The following is a 19,591-nucleotide window of genomic DNA, read 5'->3' on the forward strand; positions in this document are numbered from 1 at the left end:
CTGCCGCCGCTGCCGCCACCGCCCCCGCACCGGCTGCCACGTCGGCCGCCGCTACCCTGCCCCCGGGCGCCCGTTTCTCGGCCATCACCGAAGGCGTGAACCCGGCGGATGTGGACGGCACCGGCCGTCGCGGCGCGGTGACCAAGGAAGACATCGTCAATTACGCCCGCAGCGGTGGTGCCGGCAAGGCCGGCGGCGCCCGCCCGGAAGAACGCGTACCGATGACCCGCATGCGCCAGCGCATTGCCGAGCGTCTGATGCAGTCCAAGAACACCACCGCGATGCTGACCACCTTCAACGAGGTCAATCTGTCGCGCGTGATGGCCGCCCGCAAGGAGCTGCAGGACGACTTCCAGAAGGCGCACGGCATCAAGCTCGGCTTCATGAGCTTCTTCGTGAAGGCCGCCGCCAATGCGCTGCAGCGTTTCCCGCTGGTCAACGCCTCGATCGACGGCACCGACGTGATCTATCACGGCTATTCCGACATCTCGATCGCCGTGTCCACCGACAAGGGGCTGGTGACCCCGGTGCTGCGCAATGTCGAGCGCCAGTCGTTCGCCGACATCGAGAAGGGCATTGCCGACTACGCCAAGAAGGCGCGTGACGGCAAGTTGAGCCTGGACGAGCTGCAGGGCGGCACCTTCACCGTCACCAACGGCGGCACCTTCGGCTCGCTGCTGTCGACCCCGATCGTCAACCCGCCGCAGAGCGCCATCCTGGGCATGCACACGATCAAGGAGCGTCCGATCGCCGAGAACGGCCAGGTCGTGATCGCGCCGATGATGTATCTGGCGCTGTCCTACGACCACCGCATCATCGATGGCAAGGATTCGGTGCAGTTCCTGGTGGACATCAAGAACCAGCTGGAAAACCCGGGCCGGATGCTGTTCGGCCTGTAATCCCTCCGGCCCCTCGCCCGCAATGGCGAGGGGCTTGGTTTTGCAGGCTCGCATCACCGCCCTCTTCCCGGCGCCCGGCGCCACCGGCTCGGTCCCGAGCCGACGGAAAGCAACAAGGAATCTCAAATGGCTGAACAATTCGACGTCGTCGTCATCGGTGCCGGCCCGGCCGGCTATCACGCCGCCATCCGCGCCGCCCAGCTGGGGCTGAAAACCGCCTGCATCGACGCCGCACTGGGCAAGGACGGCAAGCCCGCCCTCGGTGGCACCTGCCTGCGCGTGGGCTGCATTCCGTCCAAGGCGCTGCTGGACTCCTCGCGCCAGTTCTGGAACATGGGCCACATCTTTGGCGACCATGGCATCAGCTTCAACGACGCCAAGATCGACGTCGGCGCGATGGTTGGCCGCAAGGACAAGATCGTCAAGCAGTTCACCGGCGGCATCGCGCAGCTGTTCAAGGCCAACAAGGTTGCCGCCTACTACGGCTTCGGCCAGCTGCAGGCCGGCAACATCGTCAAGGTCAAGCAGCATGACGGCACCGAAGTCGAGCTGAAGGGCACCAACGTCATCATCGCCGCCGGTTCGGATTCGATCGAACTGCCGTTCGCCAAGTTCAACGGCGACACCATCGTCGACAACGTCGGCGCGCTGGACTTCACCGAAGTGCCCAAGCGTCTGGCCGTGATCGGCGCCGGCGTGATCGGCCTGGAACTGGGCAGCGTGTGGAAGCGCCTGGGTTCGGAAGTCATCATTCTGGAAGCCATGCCGGAGTTCCTGGCCGCGGCCGACGCCGAAGCGGCCAAGGTCGCCGCCAAGGAATTCAAGAAGCAGGGTCTGGACATCCAGCTCGGCGCCAAGGTCTCCAGGACCGAGGTCAAGGGCAAGGAAGTGCTGGTCACCTACAGCGATGCCAGCGGCGAGAAGACGATCACCGTGGACAAGCTGCTGGTTGCTGTCGGCCGTCGTGCCGCCATCAAGGGCCTGCTGGCCGAGGGCACCGGCGTGCAGATCAACGAGCGCGGCCAGATCGCAGTCGATGACCATTGCCACACCGGCGTCGATGGCGTGTGGGCGGTCGGCGACTGCGTGCGCGGCCCGATGCTGGCCCACAAGGGCTTCGAGGAAGGCATTGCGGTAGCCGAGCTGATCGCCGGCCTGCCGGGCCACGTCAATTTCGACACCATCCCGTGGGTCATCTACACCGAGCCGGAGCTGGCATGGGTCGGCAAGACCGAACAGCAGCTCAAGGCGGAAGGCATTCCGTACAAGGCCGGCAGCTTCCCGTTCGCCGCCAATGGCCGTGCGGTTGCCATGTCCGAGCCGGCCGGCTTCGTGAAGGTGCTGGCCCACGCTGAAACCGACCGCATCCTCGGCATGCACATGGTCGGCGTGAACGTCTCCGAGCTGGTGCACGAAGGCGTGCTGGCCATGGAATTCAGCGGCTCCGCTGACGACCTGGCCCGCATCTGCCACGCCCACCCGTCGTTGTCCGAAGTGGTCCACGATGCGGCCATGGCGGTCGGCAAGCGCTCGATCCACAAGGCCAACTGAAGCTGATGCATGTGGAAAAGGCTCCGCCCCGCAAGGGTCGGAGCCTTCTGCTTTCTGGCGTTGGCACCCCCGTCCGCTGCCGGCACCAATCTCGAAAATCCAAGGAAAACCCATGAAATCCATCTGCGTCTATTGCGGTTCCAACCCCGGCAGCAAACCGGTCTATGTGGAGCGCGCCACTGCGCTGGGCAACCGCATCGCCCAGGAAGGACTGCGCCTGGTCTACGGTGGCGGCAATACCGGGCTGATGGGCGCGGTGGCCAACGGCGTGCTCGACGCCGGTGGCCAGGTCACCGGCGTCATGCCGCAGCACCTGATCGACCTGGAGGTGGCGCACAAGGGCCTGACCTCGCTGGAAGTGGTCGGCTCGATGCACGAGCGCAAGTCGCGCATGTTCGATCTTTCCGACGGCTTCGTCGCCCTGCCCGGCGGCTTTGGTACCGCCGAGGAAATGTTCGAGATGCTTACCTGGCGCCAGCTCGGCATCGGCAACAAGCCCTGCGCGTTTCTGGATGTGGACGGCTTCTATGAGCCGCTGATCCGCATGATCGACCACATGGTGAACGAGCGCTTCCTGCACCCGGAACAGCGCACCGATCTGTGGCACGGCCAGGACATCGATCAGATGCTGCAATGGATGCGTGACTATGAGCCGGCGCACGTTTCCAAGTGGATGGACGAAAAGCGCCGCAGCGCCCTGCGCTGAGGGCTGCTTGCACGGCGGCATATGCGCCACGCTTGGCCGACTGGAGCCACGCACGGCGTGGCGGCCTGCCCGGCTCCCTGGGCCGCCTGCCGTCGCCGCCGGCAGGGGTCAGACCGTCTCGTGCAGCTGCCGCGGCGCGGGATAACCCAGCAGGTAGCCTTGCCCGTAGTTGCACCCCAGCTGCTGCAACGTCTGCAGCTGTTGCGCGGTTTCCACGCCTTCGCCAACGGTTTCAATGCCCAGCGTGCGCGCCAGCGAGAGGATCCCTTCCACCAGCGCCCGCGTGTTCTGGCCGTCGTTGGTGTGCAGACCGGAGATGAAACTGCGATCGATTTTCAGCGTCGCGATCGGGAACCGGTGCAGGTAGGAAAGCGCCGAGAATCCGGTGCCGAAGTCGTCCAGCTGTACAACGATGCCACGCTCGCGCAACAGCCGCAGGGTGCGCAGGGTGCGTGGACCGTCATCGAGCAACACCGTCTCGGTGATCTCGACCCGCAACCGGTGCGGATCGGCGCCAGCGGCTTCGATCATGCCGAACAGGCGCGAGGTGAAGTCGGGGGAACGGAAGTGGCGCGGTGACACGTTCACCGACACATAACCCTGGCCGCCGCGCGCCAGGTGGTTGATGACCTGCGCGTAGAGCAGCCAGTCCACCTGCTCGATCAGGCCACTCTCCTCGCCCAGCGCCAGAAAATCACCCGGCAGCAGCAGCCCGCGCCGCTCGTGCTGCCAGCGCAACAGCGCCTCGTAGCCGACCACCCGGCCATCTTCCAGCGCGATGATCGGCTGGTAGAACGGCAGGAAATCGCGGTTGATGATGGCCCGGCGCAGGTCGGCCTCCAGCTCCAGGCTGCTCAGCGCAGCCTCGCGCATGGCGCTGTCGAATATCACGCACCGATCCTGCCGCTGGGCCTTGGCGCGATACATCGCCGCATCGGCATCGCGCAGCAATTCGTCACCGCAGCTGTAACGCGGATGCCACAGGGCGATGCCGATGCTGCCCGAAGGAAACAGCTCGCGATCGGCCACCCACATCGATTCCTCCAGCCCCAGCAGCAGCCGTTGCCCCAGCTCCAGCATCTGCGCCGCTTCGCCACTGCAGCGGACCAGCAATGCGAACTCGTCTCCTCCCAGACGCGCCACCACATCGTCGCTGCCGAGCATGCCGACCAGCCGCCGCGCCACCTCCACCAGCATGCGATCGCCCGCGGCATGGCCAATGCTGTCGTTGACCAGTTTGAACCGGTCAAGATCCAGGAACAGCAGCGCAAAAGCATCGCCTTCGGCAAAGCGCGCCCGCTGGATCCGCTCTTCCAGCCGGTCAAGCAGATGCAGCCGGTTGGGAAGGCCGGTCAACACGTCGTGCATGGCCAGATGGGTGAGCCGCTGCTCGGCGCGCAGGCGCTCGCCTATCTGCGACAACAGCTGCTGGTTGACCTCGCCCAGCTCCCGGGTGCGCTCGCTGACCCGCTGTTCCAGTTCCGCATGGGCGACCCGCAACCGGTTCTGGTCACGTTGGCGGGCCAGCCCGTTGCCGATGTTGTGCGCGACAAATGCCAGCAGCCGCTGGTCGTGCGCGGTGAATTCCACGGCGTCGCTGTAACTCTGTACGGCAATCGCCCCCACCACCTCGTCGTCACTGAAAAGCGGCACCCCAAGCCAGCAATGCGACTTGACCCCGAACTCGGACACCTCGCCGGTGGCCAGCAATGCATCGATATCGCGACGTGACGCCAGCAGCGGCTGGCGCCGCCGCACCGTGTACTCGGTCAAGCCGCCACTGAACGCCCGCGATGTGCGGATGCGGTTGTACTCGTCCACCGAGTAGACAAAGTCCAGTCCATCGCCAGTCGCGTTGACCAGCGCGATATAGAAGTTGCGCGCGTCCAGCAGCCGCCCCACCACCGCATGCACTTCGGCATAGAACTGCTCCAGACTCTGGCAGCTGATCGCCAGCTCGGAAATGTTGAACAACGCCGCCTGCAGCGACTCCGCGCGGCGGCGCTCGACAATCTCCTCCTGCAGGCTGCGGTTGGCCCGCTGCAGCTCCTGGGTGCGGCGCAGCACGCGCTGTTCCAGCTCCACGTGCGCCTGCCGGCGGTCCATTGCGGTAAGGATGTGCTCGGCGACGAAGTTCAACAACGCCCGCTCATCATCCCCATAGCGCGCACCCGGCTCGTAGCTCTGCACCACCACCGCACCGCGCACCTGGCCGTCGCGCCACATCGGCACACCGAGCCAGTCACTGCTTTCCGGACCGGCGCCGGCATCGCGTTGCGTATCCAGCAACTGCAGCAGGGCGCGCGATGGACCATTCAACGGCTGGCCGTGGCGCAGCAGTGCGAACGTCAGGCTGCCGGGCATTTCCGCATGGCTGTAGCTGCGCTCCGGATCGGGCCGGAAAGCATGCTGGGTGTCGGCAAAATACAGGAAGCGGATGGTGCTCTGGGTGTCGTCGCACTCGACGATGAAACAGTTTTCCGCATACATCAACGTGCCAAGCACGCGATGGAAATGACCGAGCATTTCCCCCATTTCCAGATCGGCACCGGCCAGGTCGGCGATTTCATACAGCGCCTTCTGCAAACGTTTGGAAAGCTCCAGCTCTTCGATCTGCAGCCGTTGCCGGGCGGACTCCAGCGCTGAGGCCAACAACGCCTTGGCGGTGCCCAGCCAGGCCTGCTGCTGCATCGGATCCAGCGCAACCGGCGTATCGGCGATGGCCGCAATCCGGCCATTGCTCCCGTCGGCAGTCCAGGCATGCCGCAATTGCCAGTCGCCGGATTCCCCGGCAGGCAGCCCCTGCAATACCTGCAAGGCGCTGTGCCGGAGCTCCCCCTTCGCCCGCGGATAGGTGCTGCTGCCGCTGCCGAGCACACTGTCCTCCCAGGCCACCGCTACTGAACTGCCCGCCGGCAACAGCCCATGCAGCGTCGTCACCACTGTTTCGGCGGGCAAAGTGGTTTCAATCGCGGGCTTTCCCGCGCTGGCTACAGGCTGGCTCGACAACATGCAATCCGATCTCTATCGCCCCGGCATCCCGAAGCTCCCCTGAGCCCAGCATAGCGTCGTCAAAGCACGAAATCCGCCGGCGCCCCCGTTCATTTTCAAGCATCGGGCAGCAGCGGTACTCCACCTCGGCAGAGTACCGGGCGAACAGGCTGCACCGACCCGAGCACCCAGGCTGCACTCCCTGGATGCTGCCCTCCCCTTTTCGATGAAAGCCGGGTGCCGGCCTCTGCGGGCGACGCCCTGCATGCCCGCCATCGCGCGCGGCTGCACCACCTTCTGCTGTGGCAGCCGGGGCCTGCTTGTCGCTTCGCCTTCGATGGTCCCGAAGACCGCATTCTCCGCGACCTGCCGGCCGCCGCTGGAACATCGGGCCGTCGGCGCGGACGCGCACAGCCGCACCGGCAATCACTAGAATGGGGCCAATGCCCGACACCCTTGCCGCAGCCGCCAGCCACACACTGGAGATCAAACACAGCCGGTTCCTGGCCCAGGCCGCGCCGATTGCCGACACCGCCGCTGCGTTGGCCTTTGTACAGCAGGTGAGCGTTGCCGATGCCACCCACAACTGCTGGGCCTACCGGCATGGCAACGAGTACCGCTCCAGCGATGATGGCGAGCCGGCGGGAACCGCCGGTCGGCCGATCCTGGCCGCCATCGACGGCCAAGGCTACGACCGTACCGTGGTGGTGGTGACCCGCTGGTACGGCGGTATCAAACTGGGGGCCGGCGGGCTGGTCCGCGCCTACGGCGGCACCGCTGCCGAATGCCTGCGACTTGCCCTGCGCCAACCATTGATCGAGCTGGCCACACGGACACTGCATTGCGGCTTCGAGGACATCGGTCTCGTGCATGCCGCCCTGGCCGGTGCGGGCGCCGAAAAACTGCACGAAACATTCCTGCCCGAAGGATTGCAGCTGCAGATCCGGCTCCCCGCCGACCAGCTCGACACGTTCACCCTGCGCCTGCGCGACGCCACCCGCGACCGCATCCGCATCACGGAATCCACGCCCCATGAATGACACCGCGCCCACCACGGAACGTTCGCTGCGCAAACTTGGCAGCCTGACCACCCTGTGGCCATTCGTCCGCCGCCACCTCGGCCTGTTTTCCGCATGGCTGGCGGCGTTGGCGGTCTCTTCGGTGGCGACGTTGAGCCTGCCGATGGCAGTGCGGCAGATGATCGACAACGGCTTCTCCGGTGGCGGCCAGATCAACCGCGCCTTCGGCCTGCTGTTCGCCGTGGCGGTGGTACTGGCGCTGGCGACCGCGGCGCGCTTCTTTTTCGTCTCCGTCCTCGGCGAAAAAGTGGTCGCCGACCTGCGCGGCCGGCTCTACGGCCACCTGATCGGGCTGGATGCCGGCTTCCACGACCGCAACCGCAGTGGCGAACTGGTATCGCGGCTGTCGGCCGACAGCGAGCTGCTGCGCAGCGTGATCGGCTCGACCATGTCGGTGGCCTTGCGCAGCGCGGTGACGGTGGTCGGCAGCCTGGCCATGCTGTTTGTCACCAGCCCGCGCCTGGCCGCCTATTCGCTGATCGGCATTCCGCTGGCGGTGCTGCCGATCGTGCTGGGCGCGCGCCGGCTGCAGAAGGTTTCCCGCGCCAGCCAGGACCGGGTCGCCGATGCCAATGCTTTGGCGGCCGAAACCCTGGGCGCGGTGCGCACGGTGCAGGCGCACGCGCGTGAACCCTATGAGCGCGGCCGTTTCGACAGCGCGCTGACGATTTCGGTGGCCACCGCGCGGCAGCGCATCCGCACTCAGGCCATCGTCACGGCGGTGGCGATCATGCTGGTATTCGGCGCCATCGTGCTGGTGCTGTGGTCCGGCGCGCACGATGTGGTCGACGGCCGCATGAGCGCCGGCACGCTCGGCCAGTTCGTGCTGTATGCGCTGATTGGCGGCGGTTCGATCGGGGCATTGGCCGAAGTCTGGAATGAACTGCAACGCGCCGCCGGCGGCATGGGGCGGATCTCCGAATTGCTGCAGGAGACCCCACAGGTACTGCCCCCCGCACAGCCGCAAACGCTGCCGGTACCGCTGCGCGGTGAGATCCGTTTTGAACAGGTGTCCTTCCATTACCCGCAACGGCCGGATCTGCCCGCGCTGGACGGTTTCGACCTGCAGGTGCGGCCCGGCGAAACCGTGGCGCTGGTCGGCCCCTCCGGCGCCGGCAAGAGCACGGTGCTGTCCCTGTTGCTGCGCTTCCACGATCCGCAAGCGGGCTGCGTGCGGGTCGATGGCATCGACGTGCGCCAGCTGGATCCGGCCCGGTTGCGCCAGCAGATCGCGCTGGTGCCGCAGCAGCCGACGCTGTTTGCCAGCAGCGCCGCCGACAACATCCGCTATGGCCGGCTGGAGGCAGACGATGCCCAGGTCCGCGACGCCGCGCGTGCCGCGGAAGCCGACGAATTCCTGCGGCAGCTCCCCGACGGCTACGACAGTGATCTGGGCGAGCGTGGCGCCCGGCTCTCGGGCGGCCAGCAGCAGCGCATCGCCATCGCCCGCGCCCTGCTCAAGGATGCGCCGATCCTGCTGCTGGACGAAGCCACCAGCGCGCTGGATGCACAGAGCGAGCGTGCGGTGCAGCAGGCGCTGGAGCGCCTGATGGCCGGCCGCACCACGCTGGTGATCGCACATCGCCTGGCAACCGTATTGAAAGCCGATCGCATCGTGGTGATGGAACACGGCCGCATCGTCGCCCAAGGCACGCATGCGCAACTGCTGGCCGAAGGCGGACTGTACGCGGAGCTGGCCAAGCTGCAGTTCATCGATTGACGACGCCTCGCTAACGCCGGTTTTCCGATGATCGGCGCCGGTGATGCGGCCATGTCGCGCATCGAACTGCAGCGAATTCCCTTGGAGGCAGATCATGGCTTTCCGGCAATTTCCCGCAACCGGCGCCGACGGCGAGAGCTACATCATCATCGAATTCAAGGACGACGGGCAGCCATCCGGGCACAGCGACGAGCCCCCGTCACCGCGCTACGAGCTGGCTGACGGACGCCACCTGCACCGCCGCGGTCACCAGTTCACTACCGTCGGCGGAGAGTTGACATTGTCGATCGCGTAACGCGACGCCGCTCGCCTTCTGCCGACTTTGCCGATCCAGCCGGACACTGGCCAATATTTCAACAACCGTATTGACACGCTTGCGGCACAAGGGCGGCTGACGGTTATCCACATGTTTGTGCGCATTCCATCCACACCGCCTGTGGATTAGTGTGGCGTTGCAACAGTCAATCGCGCAGCACCCGCCCCCGACCGGTGGCGATCGATTCCGATGGCGCGGCGATGAGCGCATCGGCCTCGCAGTGCGGACCCGAACCGGGGCGGAATTGCACTTTGCCGGCCGCACTGCGCGGGGATGGACGGAGCCCGGGCTCAGGGGGTGAGGTTCGAACACCACGCAACAAACCGGCGCGGTTAACCGGCAGATGCGCGTTTCATCCACGCGGCGGGATGAGCTCGCCCGGCAGATAGCCCACCGCTGGAAACTGCAATGGCCCTGCGTCAATGCGGACACGTCCATCGCGTCGTGGTTGAGCGCAGGAACTGCCGACGCTACGGATCAGCGGCGCCGGGCTCACCCCAGCCGCTGGGCACGGAAACGATGCGGTGCCGACAACGCCGCCGGAGTCGCAGCCAGCACATCCAGCTCTTCGTGACCGGCCGCCAACGTGGCTTCCAGCGCGGCATGCACCCCGGAGATCGCGCGGCCCACGGCTTCTTCGAAGGCCTCGCCACGCAACAGGAAACCCACCAGCAGCGCCATCAGCACATCCCCGGTGCCGGCCACGTCCACCGGCAGGTGCGGCGAGGTCCAGCGCCAGACCTGTTCACGGCTGATGGCCAGGGTGACCAGTTCGCCCGGATCCCCGGACACCGAGTGCGCGATCACCCACTCCGGCCCTCGTGCCAGCAGCACGCGCGACGCGGCGATGGCATCGTCCTCGGCCAGGCTCGGCATGCCGGTCAGCCGGCCCAGTTCGAATGCGTTGGGCGTCACCAGCCAGGCGTGCGGCAGCAGCCGTTCGGAGAAAATATTCTCCAGCCCCGGCTCGACATAAGGGCCGGTATGGGTGTCGCCGATCACCGGGTCCAGGCAATAGCGCAGGTCCGGCGATTGCGGCAGCACCTCATCCAGCCAGTCGGCGAATGCCGCGCCATTGGCAACGCTGCCGAAATAGCCGGAAACCACTGCGCCGGCGCGCTGCGGCAGGCCGCGCTCGCTGGCGCCCTGCAACAACTCGGCCAACCAGTCCGCCGGCAGCACCCGGCCCCGTGTGGTGTCGTAGAACGGCGCATTGCTCAGCAGCGTGGTGGGGACTTCGGCCACGCGCAGCCCCAGCGCCCGCAACGGCGGCACCGCCGCACTGTTGCCGGCATGGCCGTAGACCAGCTGGGATTGAACCGAAATCACGTCCACCGGCGACGGCCCATCAGGACGTTGCCGGCGGCCGTGCACAAGATGGCTTTGGTCGGGATTGTTCATTGCCGCATTTTACTGCGGGCGGAAGTCCCAGGAGCCCCGGGCTGGCGGCTGCGCGGCCGCCCACCGCTCGGGCTTGAGACGGACAAAAAAAGCCGCAGCGAGCTGCGGCTTTCCGGTACGGATCAAACTGCGCGATCAGGACGAGGTCATACGGTCCCAGAAGCCTTTGACACCATCGATGAAGGTGGCCGACTTCGGGGAGTGCTTGCGCGCTTCATCACCGGTGAACGTGGTCTCGAACTGCTCGAGCAGCTTGCGCTGTTCTGCGGTCAGGTTGACCGGGGTTTCGACCACCACGCGGCAGTACAGGTCACCTTCGCTGCGGCTGCGCACCGACTTGACGCCCTTGCCGCGCAGACGGAACAGCTTGCCGGTCTGGGTTTCGGCCGGGATGCGGATTTCCGCATAGCCGCCGAGCGTGGCCACCCGAACGGTGTCGCCCAGTGCCGCCTGCGAGATGCGGATCGGCACATCGCAATGCAGGTCGTCGCCATCGCGCTGGAAGATCGCGTGATCGCGCACCCGCACTTCCACATACAGATCACCCGGTGGCGTGCCGGCCGGGCCGGCCTCGCCTTCGCCGGACAAGCGGATGCGGTCGCCGGTATCCACGCCCGCCGGCACCTTGACCGAGAGCACCTTGTCTTCTTCGACCCGGCCGCTGCCCTGGCAGGTCTTGCAGGGTTTGGCGATGATCTGGCCACGCCCGCCACAGTTGTGACACGCCTGCTGCATGGCGAAGATGCCGCGCTGGATGCGCACCTGCCCGCGACCATGGCAGACGTTGCAGGTCTCGACCTTGCCGTCTTCCGAGCCGCTGCCATCACAGTCATTGCATTCGGCCAGCGTCGGAATCTCGATGCGGCGCTCGACACCGGCCACCGCCTCTTCCAGATCCAGCTCCATCACGTAGCCGATATCGGCCCCGCGACGGGCCTGACGCGGACCGCCCTGGCCGCCCCCGAAAATATTGCCGAAGATGTCGCCGAAGATATCGCCCATGTCCGCGCCGCCGGGACCGCCGCCGCCCATGCCGTGCTCGAACGCGGCGTGGCCATGGGCGTCATACATGCGCCGCTTGTTGCCATCGGCCAGGATTTCGTAGGCCTCCTTGCACTCCTTGAACGCCGCTTCCGAAGCGTTGTCGCCGGGATTGCGGTCCGGATGGTGCTTCATCGCACAACGGCGATAGGCCTTCTTCAGTTCTTCATCAGTTGCCGTGCGGGACACGCCCAGCACTTCGTAGTAATCGCGCTTGCTCATTGGGAAAATCGGGATCCAGGAGTCGGGATTCGTCAAAACGGAGGAACGGAACCGCTTCCGCCCCTCCGCTGGCCGCCCCGACACCGGCTTATCCGGTTGTCAGGACCAATTGCTGCAGGAAGGAACCGGGGCACCGGCAGCACGCCGCCGCCCCGTGTTTCCTGTACCCGGATCAGGACTTCTTGTCGTCCTTGACCTCGGTGAACTCGGCATCGACGACGTCGTCGCCGGCCGGGCCTTCGTTGCCGGCAGCACCGGCAGCCGGCCCCTGCTCACCCGCCGCGGCGGCGGCATACAGCGACTGACCGGCTTCTTCCAGGGTCTTGGCACGCGCTTCGATCTGCGCCTTGTCGTCGCTCTTCATCGCCGTTTCCAGATCCGCCAGGGCCGCCTCGACCTTGCCGATCACGTCGCCGCCGACCTTGCTGCCGTGTTCGGTGATCGCGCTGCGGGTGGCGTGGATCAGGCCGTCGGCCTGGTTGCGCGCCTGCACCAGCTCGTGGAACTTCTTGTCTTCCTCACGGTTGGCTTCGGCATCGGCCACCATGCGCGCGATCTCGTCCTCGGACAGACCCGAACCGGCCTTGATCTCGACCTTCTGCTCCTTGTTGGTCTTCTTGTCCTTGGCCGACACGTGCAAGATGCCGTTGGCGTCGATGTCGAAGGACACCTCCACCTGCGGCAGGCCACGCGGCGCCGGCTCGATGCCGGACAGGTCGAACTTGGCCAGCGACTTGTTGTAGCGGGCCTGCTCGCGCTCACCCTGCAGCACGTGCACGGTGACTGCCGACTGGTTGTCCTCGGCGGTGGAGAACACCTGCGAGGCCTTGGTCGGGATGGTGGTGTTCTTCTCGATGATCTTGGTGAACACGCCGCCCATGGTTTCGATACCCAGCGACAGCGGGGTCACGTCCAGCAGCAGCACGTCCTTGACGTCGCCACCGAGCACGCCACCCTGGATCGCCGCACCGAGGGCCACGGCCTCATCGGGGTTGACGTCCTTGCGCGGCTCCTTGCCGAAGAACTCGCTCACCGCCTGCTGCACCTTCGGCATGCGGGTCTGGCCACCGACCAGGATCACTTCATTGATGTCGCTCGAACGCAGCCCGGCGTCGTTCAGGGCGACACGGCACGGCTCGATCGACTTCTTGATCAGCTCTTCCACCAGCGCTTCGAGCTTGGCGCGGGTCAGCTTGATGTTCAGGTGCTTGGGACCGGAGGCATCGGCGGTGACATACGGCAGATTCACTTCGGTCTGCTGCGCGGTCGACAGCTCGATCTTGGCACGCTCGGCGGCGTCCTTCAGGCGCTGCAGGGCCAGCGGATCCTTGCGCAGGTCGATGCCCTGGTCCTTGTTGAACTCGTCCACCAGGTATTCGATGACGCGGTTGTCGAAGTCTTCGCCGCCCAGGAACGTGTCACCGTTGGTGGCCAGCACTTCGAACTGCTTCTCGCCATCGACGTTGGCGATCTCGATGATCGACACGTCGAAGGTGCCGCCGCCCAGGTCGTAGACCACGATCTTGCGGTCCCTGTTGTCGCCCTTGTCCAGGCCATAGGCCAGCGCCGCGGCGGTCGGCTCGTTGATGATGCGCTTGACGTCCAGACCGGCGATGCGGCCGGCGTCCTTGGTCGCCTGGCGCTGGGAGTCATTGAAGTAGGCCGGCACGGTGATGACCGCTTCGGTGACCTTCTCGCCCAGGAAATCCTCGGCGGTCTTCTTCATCTTCTCCAGCACCCGCGCGGAGATTTCCTGGGCGGCCATGCGCTTGCCGTCGCTGGTCTGCACCCAGGCATCGCCGTTGTCATGGGCCAGGATGCTGTAGGGAACGTGGGAAATGTCCTTCTGCACCTCACCGTCGGTGAACTTGCGGCCGATCAGGCGCTTCACCGCGTAGAAGGTGTTCTTCGGGTTGGTGACAGCCTGGCGCTTGGCCGAGGCGCCCACCAGCACTTCGCCGTCCTTGGTGTAGGCGACGATGGAAGGCGTGGTGCGGTCGCCTTCCGAGTTTTCGATGACGCGGGCCTTGCCGCCGTCCATGATCGCCACGCACGAGTTGGTGGTGCCGAGGTCGATACCAATGATCTTGCCCATGAGGGACGCTCCTGAAGATGTGTCTGGTGCCCGGCCACTGCCGGGTTACGGTTGGGATGTGGGGATGGCCGGATCACATTCAAGCCATTCCCGAAACTGGATTACCGCCAGCGACCCGCATTAAGCGGGCAGCCGGCAAACCTGGATCAGTCGACGCGCGCCACCACCACCAGCGCCGGACGCAGCAGGCGTTCGTTGAGCAGGTAGCCCTTCTGGAACACGGTCACGACCGCACCCGGGGCCACGCCAGCCGGTGCGTCGACCTGGCTGATGGCCTGGTGGTGTTCCGGATTGAAGGTTTCGCCGGAAGGATCCAGCAGGGTCAGGCCGTTGTCGCCGGCCACCTTCAGCAACTGCTTGTAGGTCAGCTCCAGCCCTTCGCGCAGCGGGCTGGGCTCGGCACCGGCGGCGTTGAGCCCGGCATCCAGGCTGTCGAACACCGGCAGCAGCTCGCCCAGCAGCTTCTCGTTGGCGAACTTGCGCGCCTGTTCGATATCGCGGGCCACGCGCTTGCGCTGGTTGTCCAGATCAGCGCGCTCACGCAGCGATTCGGCCTTCAGGGCTGCCAGTTCACTTTGCAGGGCATCGATCTGCTGCTGCGCCGGATCGAGTTCGGGCGCGGCCGGGTCGGGGGTTTCTGGGTTGAAGTCGGGGTTTTCTTGGTTCATTTCCATTTCCCGGGCGGGAGTTCTGCCGCCTACTGCGACCTCGTATGTGGGCATGTGGCGCAGTTTCAAGGCGCCGGCGGTGTCTTCGGCCACCGCCGGCCCGCGGCGGTCTGGTCCGGCCGGGCAAGCCCCTTCCCGAACCGGTAGCGGCCACCTCGTCGACGCCAGGGCCCTCGCCAGGCTTCCGACTCATCTGGTGAGATCGGCAACGGTTACCGTCGCTGGCCCCTTCCCCGCCCGCTCTTTGACCATCCCTGCGCGCATGCTAGCTTTGCGCGGCCTCCGGACCTGCCGACCATGCTCAGACATCTCTCTATCAAGGATTTTGCCGTCGTCCGCGCCACCGAGCTGGAATTCGGCGCGGGCATGACCGTGGTATCCGGTGAAACCGGGGCCGGCAAATCGCTGATGGTGGACGCCCTGGGCTTTCTGTCCGGCCTGCGCGCCGACAGCGGCGTGGTCCGCCATGGCGCCAGCCGCGCCGAGCTGTCCGCCGAATTCACCTTGGCCGATGACGCCGCCGCCCGCCGCTGGCTGCGTGACAACGAGCTGGATGACGATGAGCAATGCCAGCTGCGCCGGGTGATCCGCGCCGATGGCGGCTCGCGCGCCTTCATCAACGGGCGGCCGGTGACGGTGTCGCAGTTGACCGAGCTGGCCGCGTTCCTGGTGGAGATCCACGGCCAGCATGAGCAGCAGGCGCTGCTGGCACGCCCCAGCCAGCTGGCGCTGCTCGATGCCTATGCACGCAACGAGGCCGAACGGGCGCAGGTGCGCACGGCGGCCGCGCAATGGCAGGCGCTGATCGACGAGCGCGACGCGCTGTCACTGCAAGGTGACGTCTCCGATCGCATCGCCTTCCTCGAACACCAGCTGTCCGAGCTCAAGCGCGAGGACCTGGAACCGGCCTCGGTTGCCGCCCTGGGCGCCAGCCATCGCCGCCAGGCCCACTCGGCCGCCTTGATCGAGGCCTGCCAGACCGCCAGCAGCCTGCTCAATGGCGATGAAGGCCCGGCGGTAGTGCATGCGCTGCAGCAGGTCCGCCATGAACTGTCGCGGGTCAGCCAGCATGACGCGCGACTGGGCGAGGTGGATGGAATGCTCGACAGCGCCGCGATCCAGCTGCATGAAGCGCTGGCGCTGCTGGACCGCATCCACGACGACCTCGATGCCGATCCGGAACAGTTCGAACAGATCGAACGCCGGCTCGGGCGCCTGCACGACCTGGCCCGCAAGCACCGGGTGCCGATGGAAGCGCTGGCCGCCCACCGCGATCAGATGGAAGCCGATGCCGAACAGCTGCGCGGCGCCGACGAACGCCTGCAGAAATTGGCCGGTGAAATCGACAAGGCCAGTACCCGCTGGCGGGAAGCGGCCGCGCGCCTGACCGCCAGCCGCGCCGCTGCCGCCGCCACGCTTTCCGCCACCACCACCGGGCTGATCGGCGAGCTGGGCATGGGCGGCGGCCAGTTCCATATCGAGCTTGAGCCCCACAACCAGCTGCGCCCCGATCCCAATGGCGCTGAGCGGGTCGAATTCCTGGTCGCCGCCAACGCCGGCCAGCCGGCGCGCGCGCTGCGCAAGGTCGCCTCCGGCGGCGAACTGTCACGCATCTCGCTGGCGATCGAAGTCGCCGCCTTGGGCATGGATGCGGTGCCGACCATGGTGTTCGACGAAGTGGATTCGGGCATCGGCGGCGCGGTAGCCGATATCGTCGGGGCCAAGCTGCGCGCACTGGGCGAAAAGCGCCAGGTGCTGTGCGTGACCCATCTGCCGCAAGTGGCCGCCAAGGGCCACGCCCACTACCGGGTCAGCAAGGCGCCGGTGGACGGCATGACCCAGAGCGCGGTGGAACTGCTCGACATGGCCCAGCGCCAGGAAGAGCTGGCGCGCATGCTCGGCGGCGTGGAAGTGACCAGGGAAGCGCGCGCCGCCGCGCGCAAGCTGCTGCAGGAAAGCTGACCTGCAAAAGCCGGTGCACATCGGCACCGGCTTCGGGATTTCATCGGGCTGGCGGCATCCGCCAGCAGCCGGGCTCAGCGGCGTTTCTTGCGCACGTAGAGCACCAATGAATGCTCTTCCAGATCATAGCCGTGCTGCTCGGCGATCTGCCGCTGCAGCTCTTCGATTTCGTGGCTTTCGAATTCGATGATCTTGCCGGTATCCACATCGACCATGTGGTCGTGATGGCCCCCGCGGTCCAGCTCATAGACCGCCTGCCCGCCTTCGAAATTGTGCTTGAGCACCAGCCCGGCGGCTTCAAACTGCGTAAGTACGCGATAGACCGTTGCCAGTCCGATTTCATCACCACAATCAAGCAGCTGCCGATAGATGTCTTCGGCAGTCATGTGGTGGTGCGCGGTGCGCTGCTCCAGTAGAGCGAGGATGCGCATCCGTGGATGCGTCACCTTGAGACCGACTTTACGCAGGTCGTGGGATTCCTTTGCCATCATATTCATCGGCGGTTTAACGCCAGTTGCCTCCGTTCGGATCGCGGTGGGTGTCCGGGAGTGTATCATCGGGCGGATTTCCTAAATCCCCATTCCCGATGCGCAATCTCCTGTTGGTCGCCGTTGTAGCCTTGTCCACCACCGGCTGCGGCATCATCTACAAGCAGCCCATCTATCAGGGCAACCTGATCCGCGAGCAGGCCGTCGGGCAGCTCCAGGTCGGCCAGAGCAAGCAGCAGGTCAACGCCCTGCTCGGCACGCCCTCGATCGCAGATCCGTTCCACGCCCAGCGCTGGGACTACACCGCCAGCGAGCGTACCGACCGCGTCGGCAAGACCGTGGTGAAAAATTTCACCGTGTTCTTCGACAACGACCAGGTCACCCGCTGGGAAGGGGATTATTTCCCGAACCAGGATGCCGAGCTCGCCAAGAAGAGCGTGCGCCAGTTCGGCCGCAACCTGGCCAAGGACAAGAAGAAGCGCGGCGGCCGCTGAGGCCCGCAGGTCAACTGCCGGCGTTCGCACGCCGGCGGCGGTTTTCCTTGGGATCGGCCAGTAACGGCCTGAGCAGCTCCACCCGGTCTCCGTCCCGCAGCACCTGCTGTGCCGACGCCAACAGGCCGTGGATCGCATACGCAACCACCGTATCCGCGGTATCCAGCGCCGCCTGTGCCACCGCATCGGCCACCGTGGCACCCTCGCCCATGACCAGCTGTCGCGACTGGCAACGGTCGGGCCACGCCATTACCACCTCGATGCGCAGCGGCTCACTCATTGTCATCGGCGACGCGCACGAAATCGTTGACCATGCGATCGGCCAGTCCCTGGAACCCCAGCGCCAGCGCCGGCCCCAGCAGGCGCGCGGTCGGCTCGAACTCCATCGTCAACGTGACCTTGCATGCATCCTCGGCCAGCACGTGGAATTCCCAGCGGCCATGCAGCCGCTTGAACGGCCCTTCCCGCAACTGCATATCGATACTGTGCGGACGCTGCAATGCGTTTTCGGTCATGAACCAGGTACGGAACGCCCCCAATCCCAGATCCAGCCGCGCCACCAGGCGTTCCGGGCCTTCTTCCAGAATCTGGGCGTTGTCACACCAGCGGAAGCGGCGCGGATACGCGGCAACATCATTGACCAGGTCGAACATGCGCGAAGCCGAATGTTCGACCAGGGCACTGCGGCGGATAGTAGGCATGCGATACGGAATACAGAAGGATCGTCCGGGGAAGCCCCGAATCGGAGACAATAAGGGAATGAGCAAGAAACCCGGCAAGGATAAAGCAAAGAACGCGACGGCCAACAAAACCATCGCGTTGAACAAGCGTGCGCGTCACGAATACCATCTGGAAGAGCGCTTCGAAGCGGGGCTGGTGCTGCAGGGCTGGGAGGTCAAGGCCATCCGCGCCGGCCGCGGCAACATGACCGATGCCTATGCCTACGTGCGCGATGGCCAGATCTACCTGATCGGCGCGCAGATCACGCCGCTGATCCAGGCCTCGACCCACGTGGTGGCCGAAGACCGGCGCCAGCGCAAGCTGCTGCTCCATCGCAGCGAGATCGACAAGCTGATCGGTCGCGTCGAGCGCGACGGCTTCACCCTGGTCCCCACCGCGATGTACTGGAGCAAGAACAAGATCAAGCTGGAAATCGCCCTGGCCAAGGGCAAGCAGAACCACGACAAGCGCGACGCCGCCAAGGACCGCGACTGGGAACGCGACAAGCAGCGCGTCATGCGCCGCCACAACCGCGACGCCTGACGCCATTACCAGCGGATCGGCCAGCGCGCCTCCTCGTGGCCGATCCCGCCACGGCCTCTCCGGATCAGGCGCGGAGCGGAATCCAGGCCCTGCAAGCAGGCTCTGGACAGTCGCCAAAACGGCAATCACCGCACTTCCGCCGCCGCGCCGTCAGCCGCTGCGGCCGAGCATCTCGAAGCAGACCATGGCGCAAACCGCCGGGTGACGATTCAGCTTCTTTCGCGTAGGATGGGCCACGTCAAGTAGTCTTCTGGTCAGTCGTAGATCCAGAAGTGCAGTAACACTGAAGAAATCGGGGGTGCACTGGTTTCGACGGGGGTTATGAAGTCGCTTGGTGCATGCCGAGGGGGTAGCTTTCCTCGTTAATCCAGCTGCAAAACTCTAGTTGCCAACGACGACAACTACGCTCTCGCCGCTTAAGGCGTAAGCCCCGAACCCACTTGTGCCCGTGCTCGTGGATGTAGGGTCATTATCACGGAACCGGCTGTGACGGCTGCCTGTCAGTCACGGCTTAACCAAAACAGGCTGGTCCTGGGGTGCGCTTTGCACACCGTGCTGCCACAGGATGAGACCCAACGGTGAGCTAAGCATGTAGTACCGGGGATGGAGTGCCTTCGGACGGCGGTTCAATTCCGCCCACCTCCACCAATTGGTCACCCAGGTGACACGGAAAAAGCCAGCTAATAGCTGGCTTT

Annotated in this window: 17 protein-coding genes and 1 other RNA gene; 10 read left to right on the forward strand and 8 right to left on the reverse strand. The window is 65.7% G+C overall.

The annotated features are described in order from the left end of the window. The 3 genes from sucB to QZH66_RS03185 form a co-directional block, all read left to right on the forward strand. Window positions 1-899: dihydrolipoyllysine-residue succinyltransferase (sucB, locus tag QZH66_RS03175; protein ID WP_305804507.1), on the forward strand; the 899-nt coding region annotated here is incomplete at its 5' end. A gap of 126 nt (window positions 900-1,025) precedes the next feature. Beyond that, window positions 1,026-2,450, forward strand: coding sequence for a dihydrolipoyl dehydrogenase (lpdA, locus tag QZH66_RS03180; RefSeq protein ID WP_305804508.1), 1,425 nt, complete (start codon window positions 1,026-1,028; stop codon window positions 2,448-2,450). A 112-nt stretch (window positions 2,451-2,562) separates the two neighbouring features. Beyond that, window positions 2,563-3,156, forward strand: a complete 594-nt coding sequence (locus tag QZH66_RS03185) for a TIGR00730 family Rossman fold protein (RefSeq protein ID WP_305804509.1) — start codon at window positions 2,563-2,565, stop codon at window positions 3,154-3,156. Between the two features lie 108 nt (window positions 3,157-3,264). On the opposite strand, the gene QZH66_RS03190 is transcribed toward QZH66_RS03185, so the two are convergent. Then, window positions 3,265-6,168, reverse strand: coding sequence for an EAL domain-containing protein (locus QZH66_RS03190; protein ID WP_305804510.1), 2,904 nt, complete (start codon window positions 6,166-6,168; stop codon window positions 3,265-3,267). A gap of 422 nt (window positions 6,169-6,590) precedes the next feature. Between QZH66_RS03190 and QZH66_RS03195 the strand changes: the two genes are divergently transcribed. The 3 genes from QZH66_RS03195 (at window position 6,591) to QZH66_RS03205 (ending at window position 9,241) form a co-directional block, all read left to right on the forward strand. Next, window positions 6,591-7,187, forward strand: a complete 597-nt coding sequence (locus QZH66_RS03195) for a YigZ family protein (RefSeq protein WP_305804511.1) — start codon at window positions 6,591-6,593, stop codon at window positions 7,185-7,187. Further along, window positions 7,180-8,946: an ABC transporter transmembrane domain-containing protein gene (locus tag QZH66_RS03200; protein ID WP_305804512.1), complete on the forward strand. Its 1,767-nt coding sequence runs from the start codon at window positions 7,180-7,182 to the stop codon at window positions 8,944-8,946. The genes QZH66_RS03195 and QZH66_RS03200 overlap by 8 nt, the downstream gene beginning before the upstream one ends. 94 nt (window positions 8,947-9,040) lie before the next feature. Then, window positions 9,041-9,241, forward strand: a complete 201-nt coding sequence (locus tag QZH66_RS03205) for a hypothetical protein (RefSeq protein WP_305804513.1) — start codon at window positions 9,041-9,043, stop codon at window positions 9,239-9,241. A gap of 513 nt (window positions 9,242-9,754) precedes the next feature. Here QZH66_RS03205 and pdxY read toward each other — a convergent pair. From pdxY to grpE, 4 genes are all read right to left on the reverse strand, one after another. After that, entirely contained in the window at window positions 9,755-10,663 is a 909-nt protein-coding gene (pdxY, locus tag QZH66_RS03210; protein WP_305804514.1) for a pyridoxal kinase, read from the reverse strand. 135 nt (window positions 10,664-10,798) lie between these two features. Further along, window positions 10,799-11,926: a molecular chaperone DnaJ gene (gene dnaJ, locus QZH66_RS03215; protein WP_305804515.1), complete on the reverse strand. Its 1,128-nt coding sequence runs from the start codon at window positions 11,924-11,926 to the stop codon at window positions 10,799-10,801. A gap of 172 nt (window positions 11,927-12,098) precedes the next feature. After that, complete coding sequence (dnaK, locus tag QZH66_RS03220; RefSeq protein ID WP_305804516.1) at window positions 12,099-14,021, reverse strand: molecular chaperone DnaK; 1,923 nt, start codon at window positions 14,019-14,021, stop codon at window positions 12,099-12,101. Window positions 14,022-14,167: 146 nt separating this feature from the next. Further along, window positions 14,168-14,689: a nucleotide exchange factor GrpE gene (gene grpE / locus QZH66_RS03225; protein WP_305804517.1), complete on the reverse strand. Its 522-nt coding sequence runs from the start codon at window positions 14,687-14,689 to the stop codon at window positions 14,168-14,170. Window positions 14,690-14,986: 297 nt separating this feature from the next. On the opposite strand from grpE, the gene recN reads away from it, so the two are divergent. Next, on the forward strand, window positions 14,987-16,651 hold the full coding sequence (recN, locus tag QZH66_RS03230) for a DNA repair protein RecN (protein ID WP_305804518.1): 1,665 nt from the start codon (window positions 14,987-14,989) through the stop codon (window positions 16,649-16,651). A gap of 74 nt (window positions 16,652-16,725) precedes the next feature. Here recN and fur read toward each other — a convergent pair whose 3' ends face one another. Continuing rightward, window positions 16,726-17,139, reverse strand: a complete 414-nt coding sequence (fur, locus tag QZH66_RS03235) for a ferric iron uptake transcriptional regulator (RefSeq protein ID WP_305804519.1) — start codon at window positions 17,137-17,139, stop codon at window positions 16,726-16,728. Window positions 17,140-17,237: 98 nt separating this feature from the next. Between fur and bamE the strand changes: the two genes are divergently transcribed. After that, complete coding sequence (bamE, locus tag QZH66_RS03240; RefSeq protein ID WP_305804520.1) at window positions 17,238-17,633, forward strand: outer membrane protein assembly factor BamE; 396 nt, start codon at window positions 17,238-17,240, stop codon at window positions 17,631-17,633. Between the two features lie 10 nt (window positions 17,634-17,643). On the opposite strand, the gene QZH66_RS03245 is transcribed toward bamE, so the two are convergent. Both QZH66_RS03245 and QZH66_RS03250 read right to left on the reverse strand, forming a co-directional pair. Further along, window positions 17,644-17,913 carry an RnfH family protein gene (locus QZH66_RS03245; protein WP_305804521.1) on the reverse strand — a complete coding sequence of 90 codons (270 nt, stop codon included), beginning with the start codon at window positions 17,911-17,913 and terminating at the stop codon, window positions 17,644-17,646. Then, window positions 17,906-18,334, reverse strand: a complete 429-nt coding sequence (locus tag QZH66_RS03250) for an SRPBCC family protein (protein ID WP_305804522.1) — start codon at window positions 18,332-18,334, stop codon at window positions 17,906-17,908. Before QZH66_RS03250 ends, QZH66_RS03245 begins: the two co-directional genes overlap by 8 nt. 58 nt (window positions 18,335-18,392) lie before the next feature. On the opposite strand from QZH66_RS03250, the gene smpB reads away from it, so the two are divergent. Together smpB and ssrA are read left to right on the forward strand one after the other, a co-directional pair. Continuing rightward, window positions 18,393-18,896, forward strand: coding sequence for an SsrA-binding protein SmpB (gene smpB / locus QZH66_RS03255; protein WP_305804523.1), 504 nt, complete (start codon window positions 18,393-18,395; stop codon window positions 18,894-18,896). Window positions 18,897-19,190: 294 nt separating this feature from the next. Next, window positions 19,191-19,544: a transfer-messenger RNA gene (gene ssrA, locus QZH66_RS03260) on the forward strand. Window positions 19,545-19,591: the final 47 nt, after the last annotated feature.

This window comes from Stenotrophomonas sp. YIM B06876 (genome assembly GCF_030711595.1).
In the GTDB taxonomy this organism is placed as follows: Bacteria; Pseudomonadota; Gammaproteobacteria; order Xanthomonadales; family Xanthomonadaceae; genus Stenotrophomonas.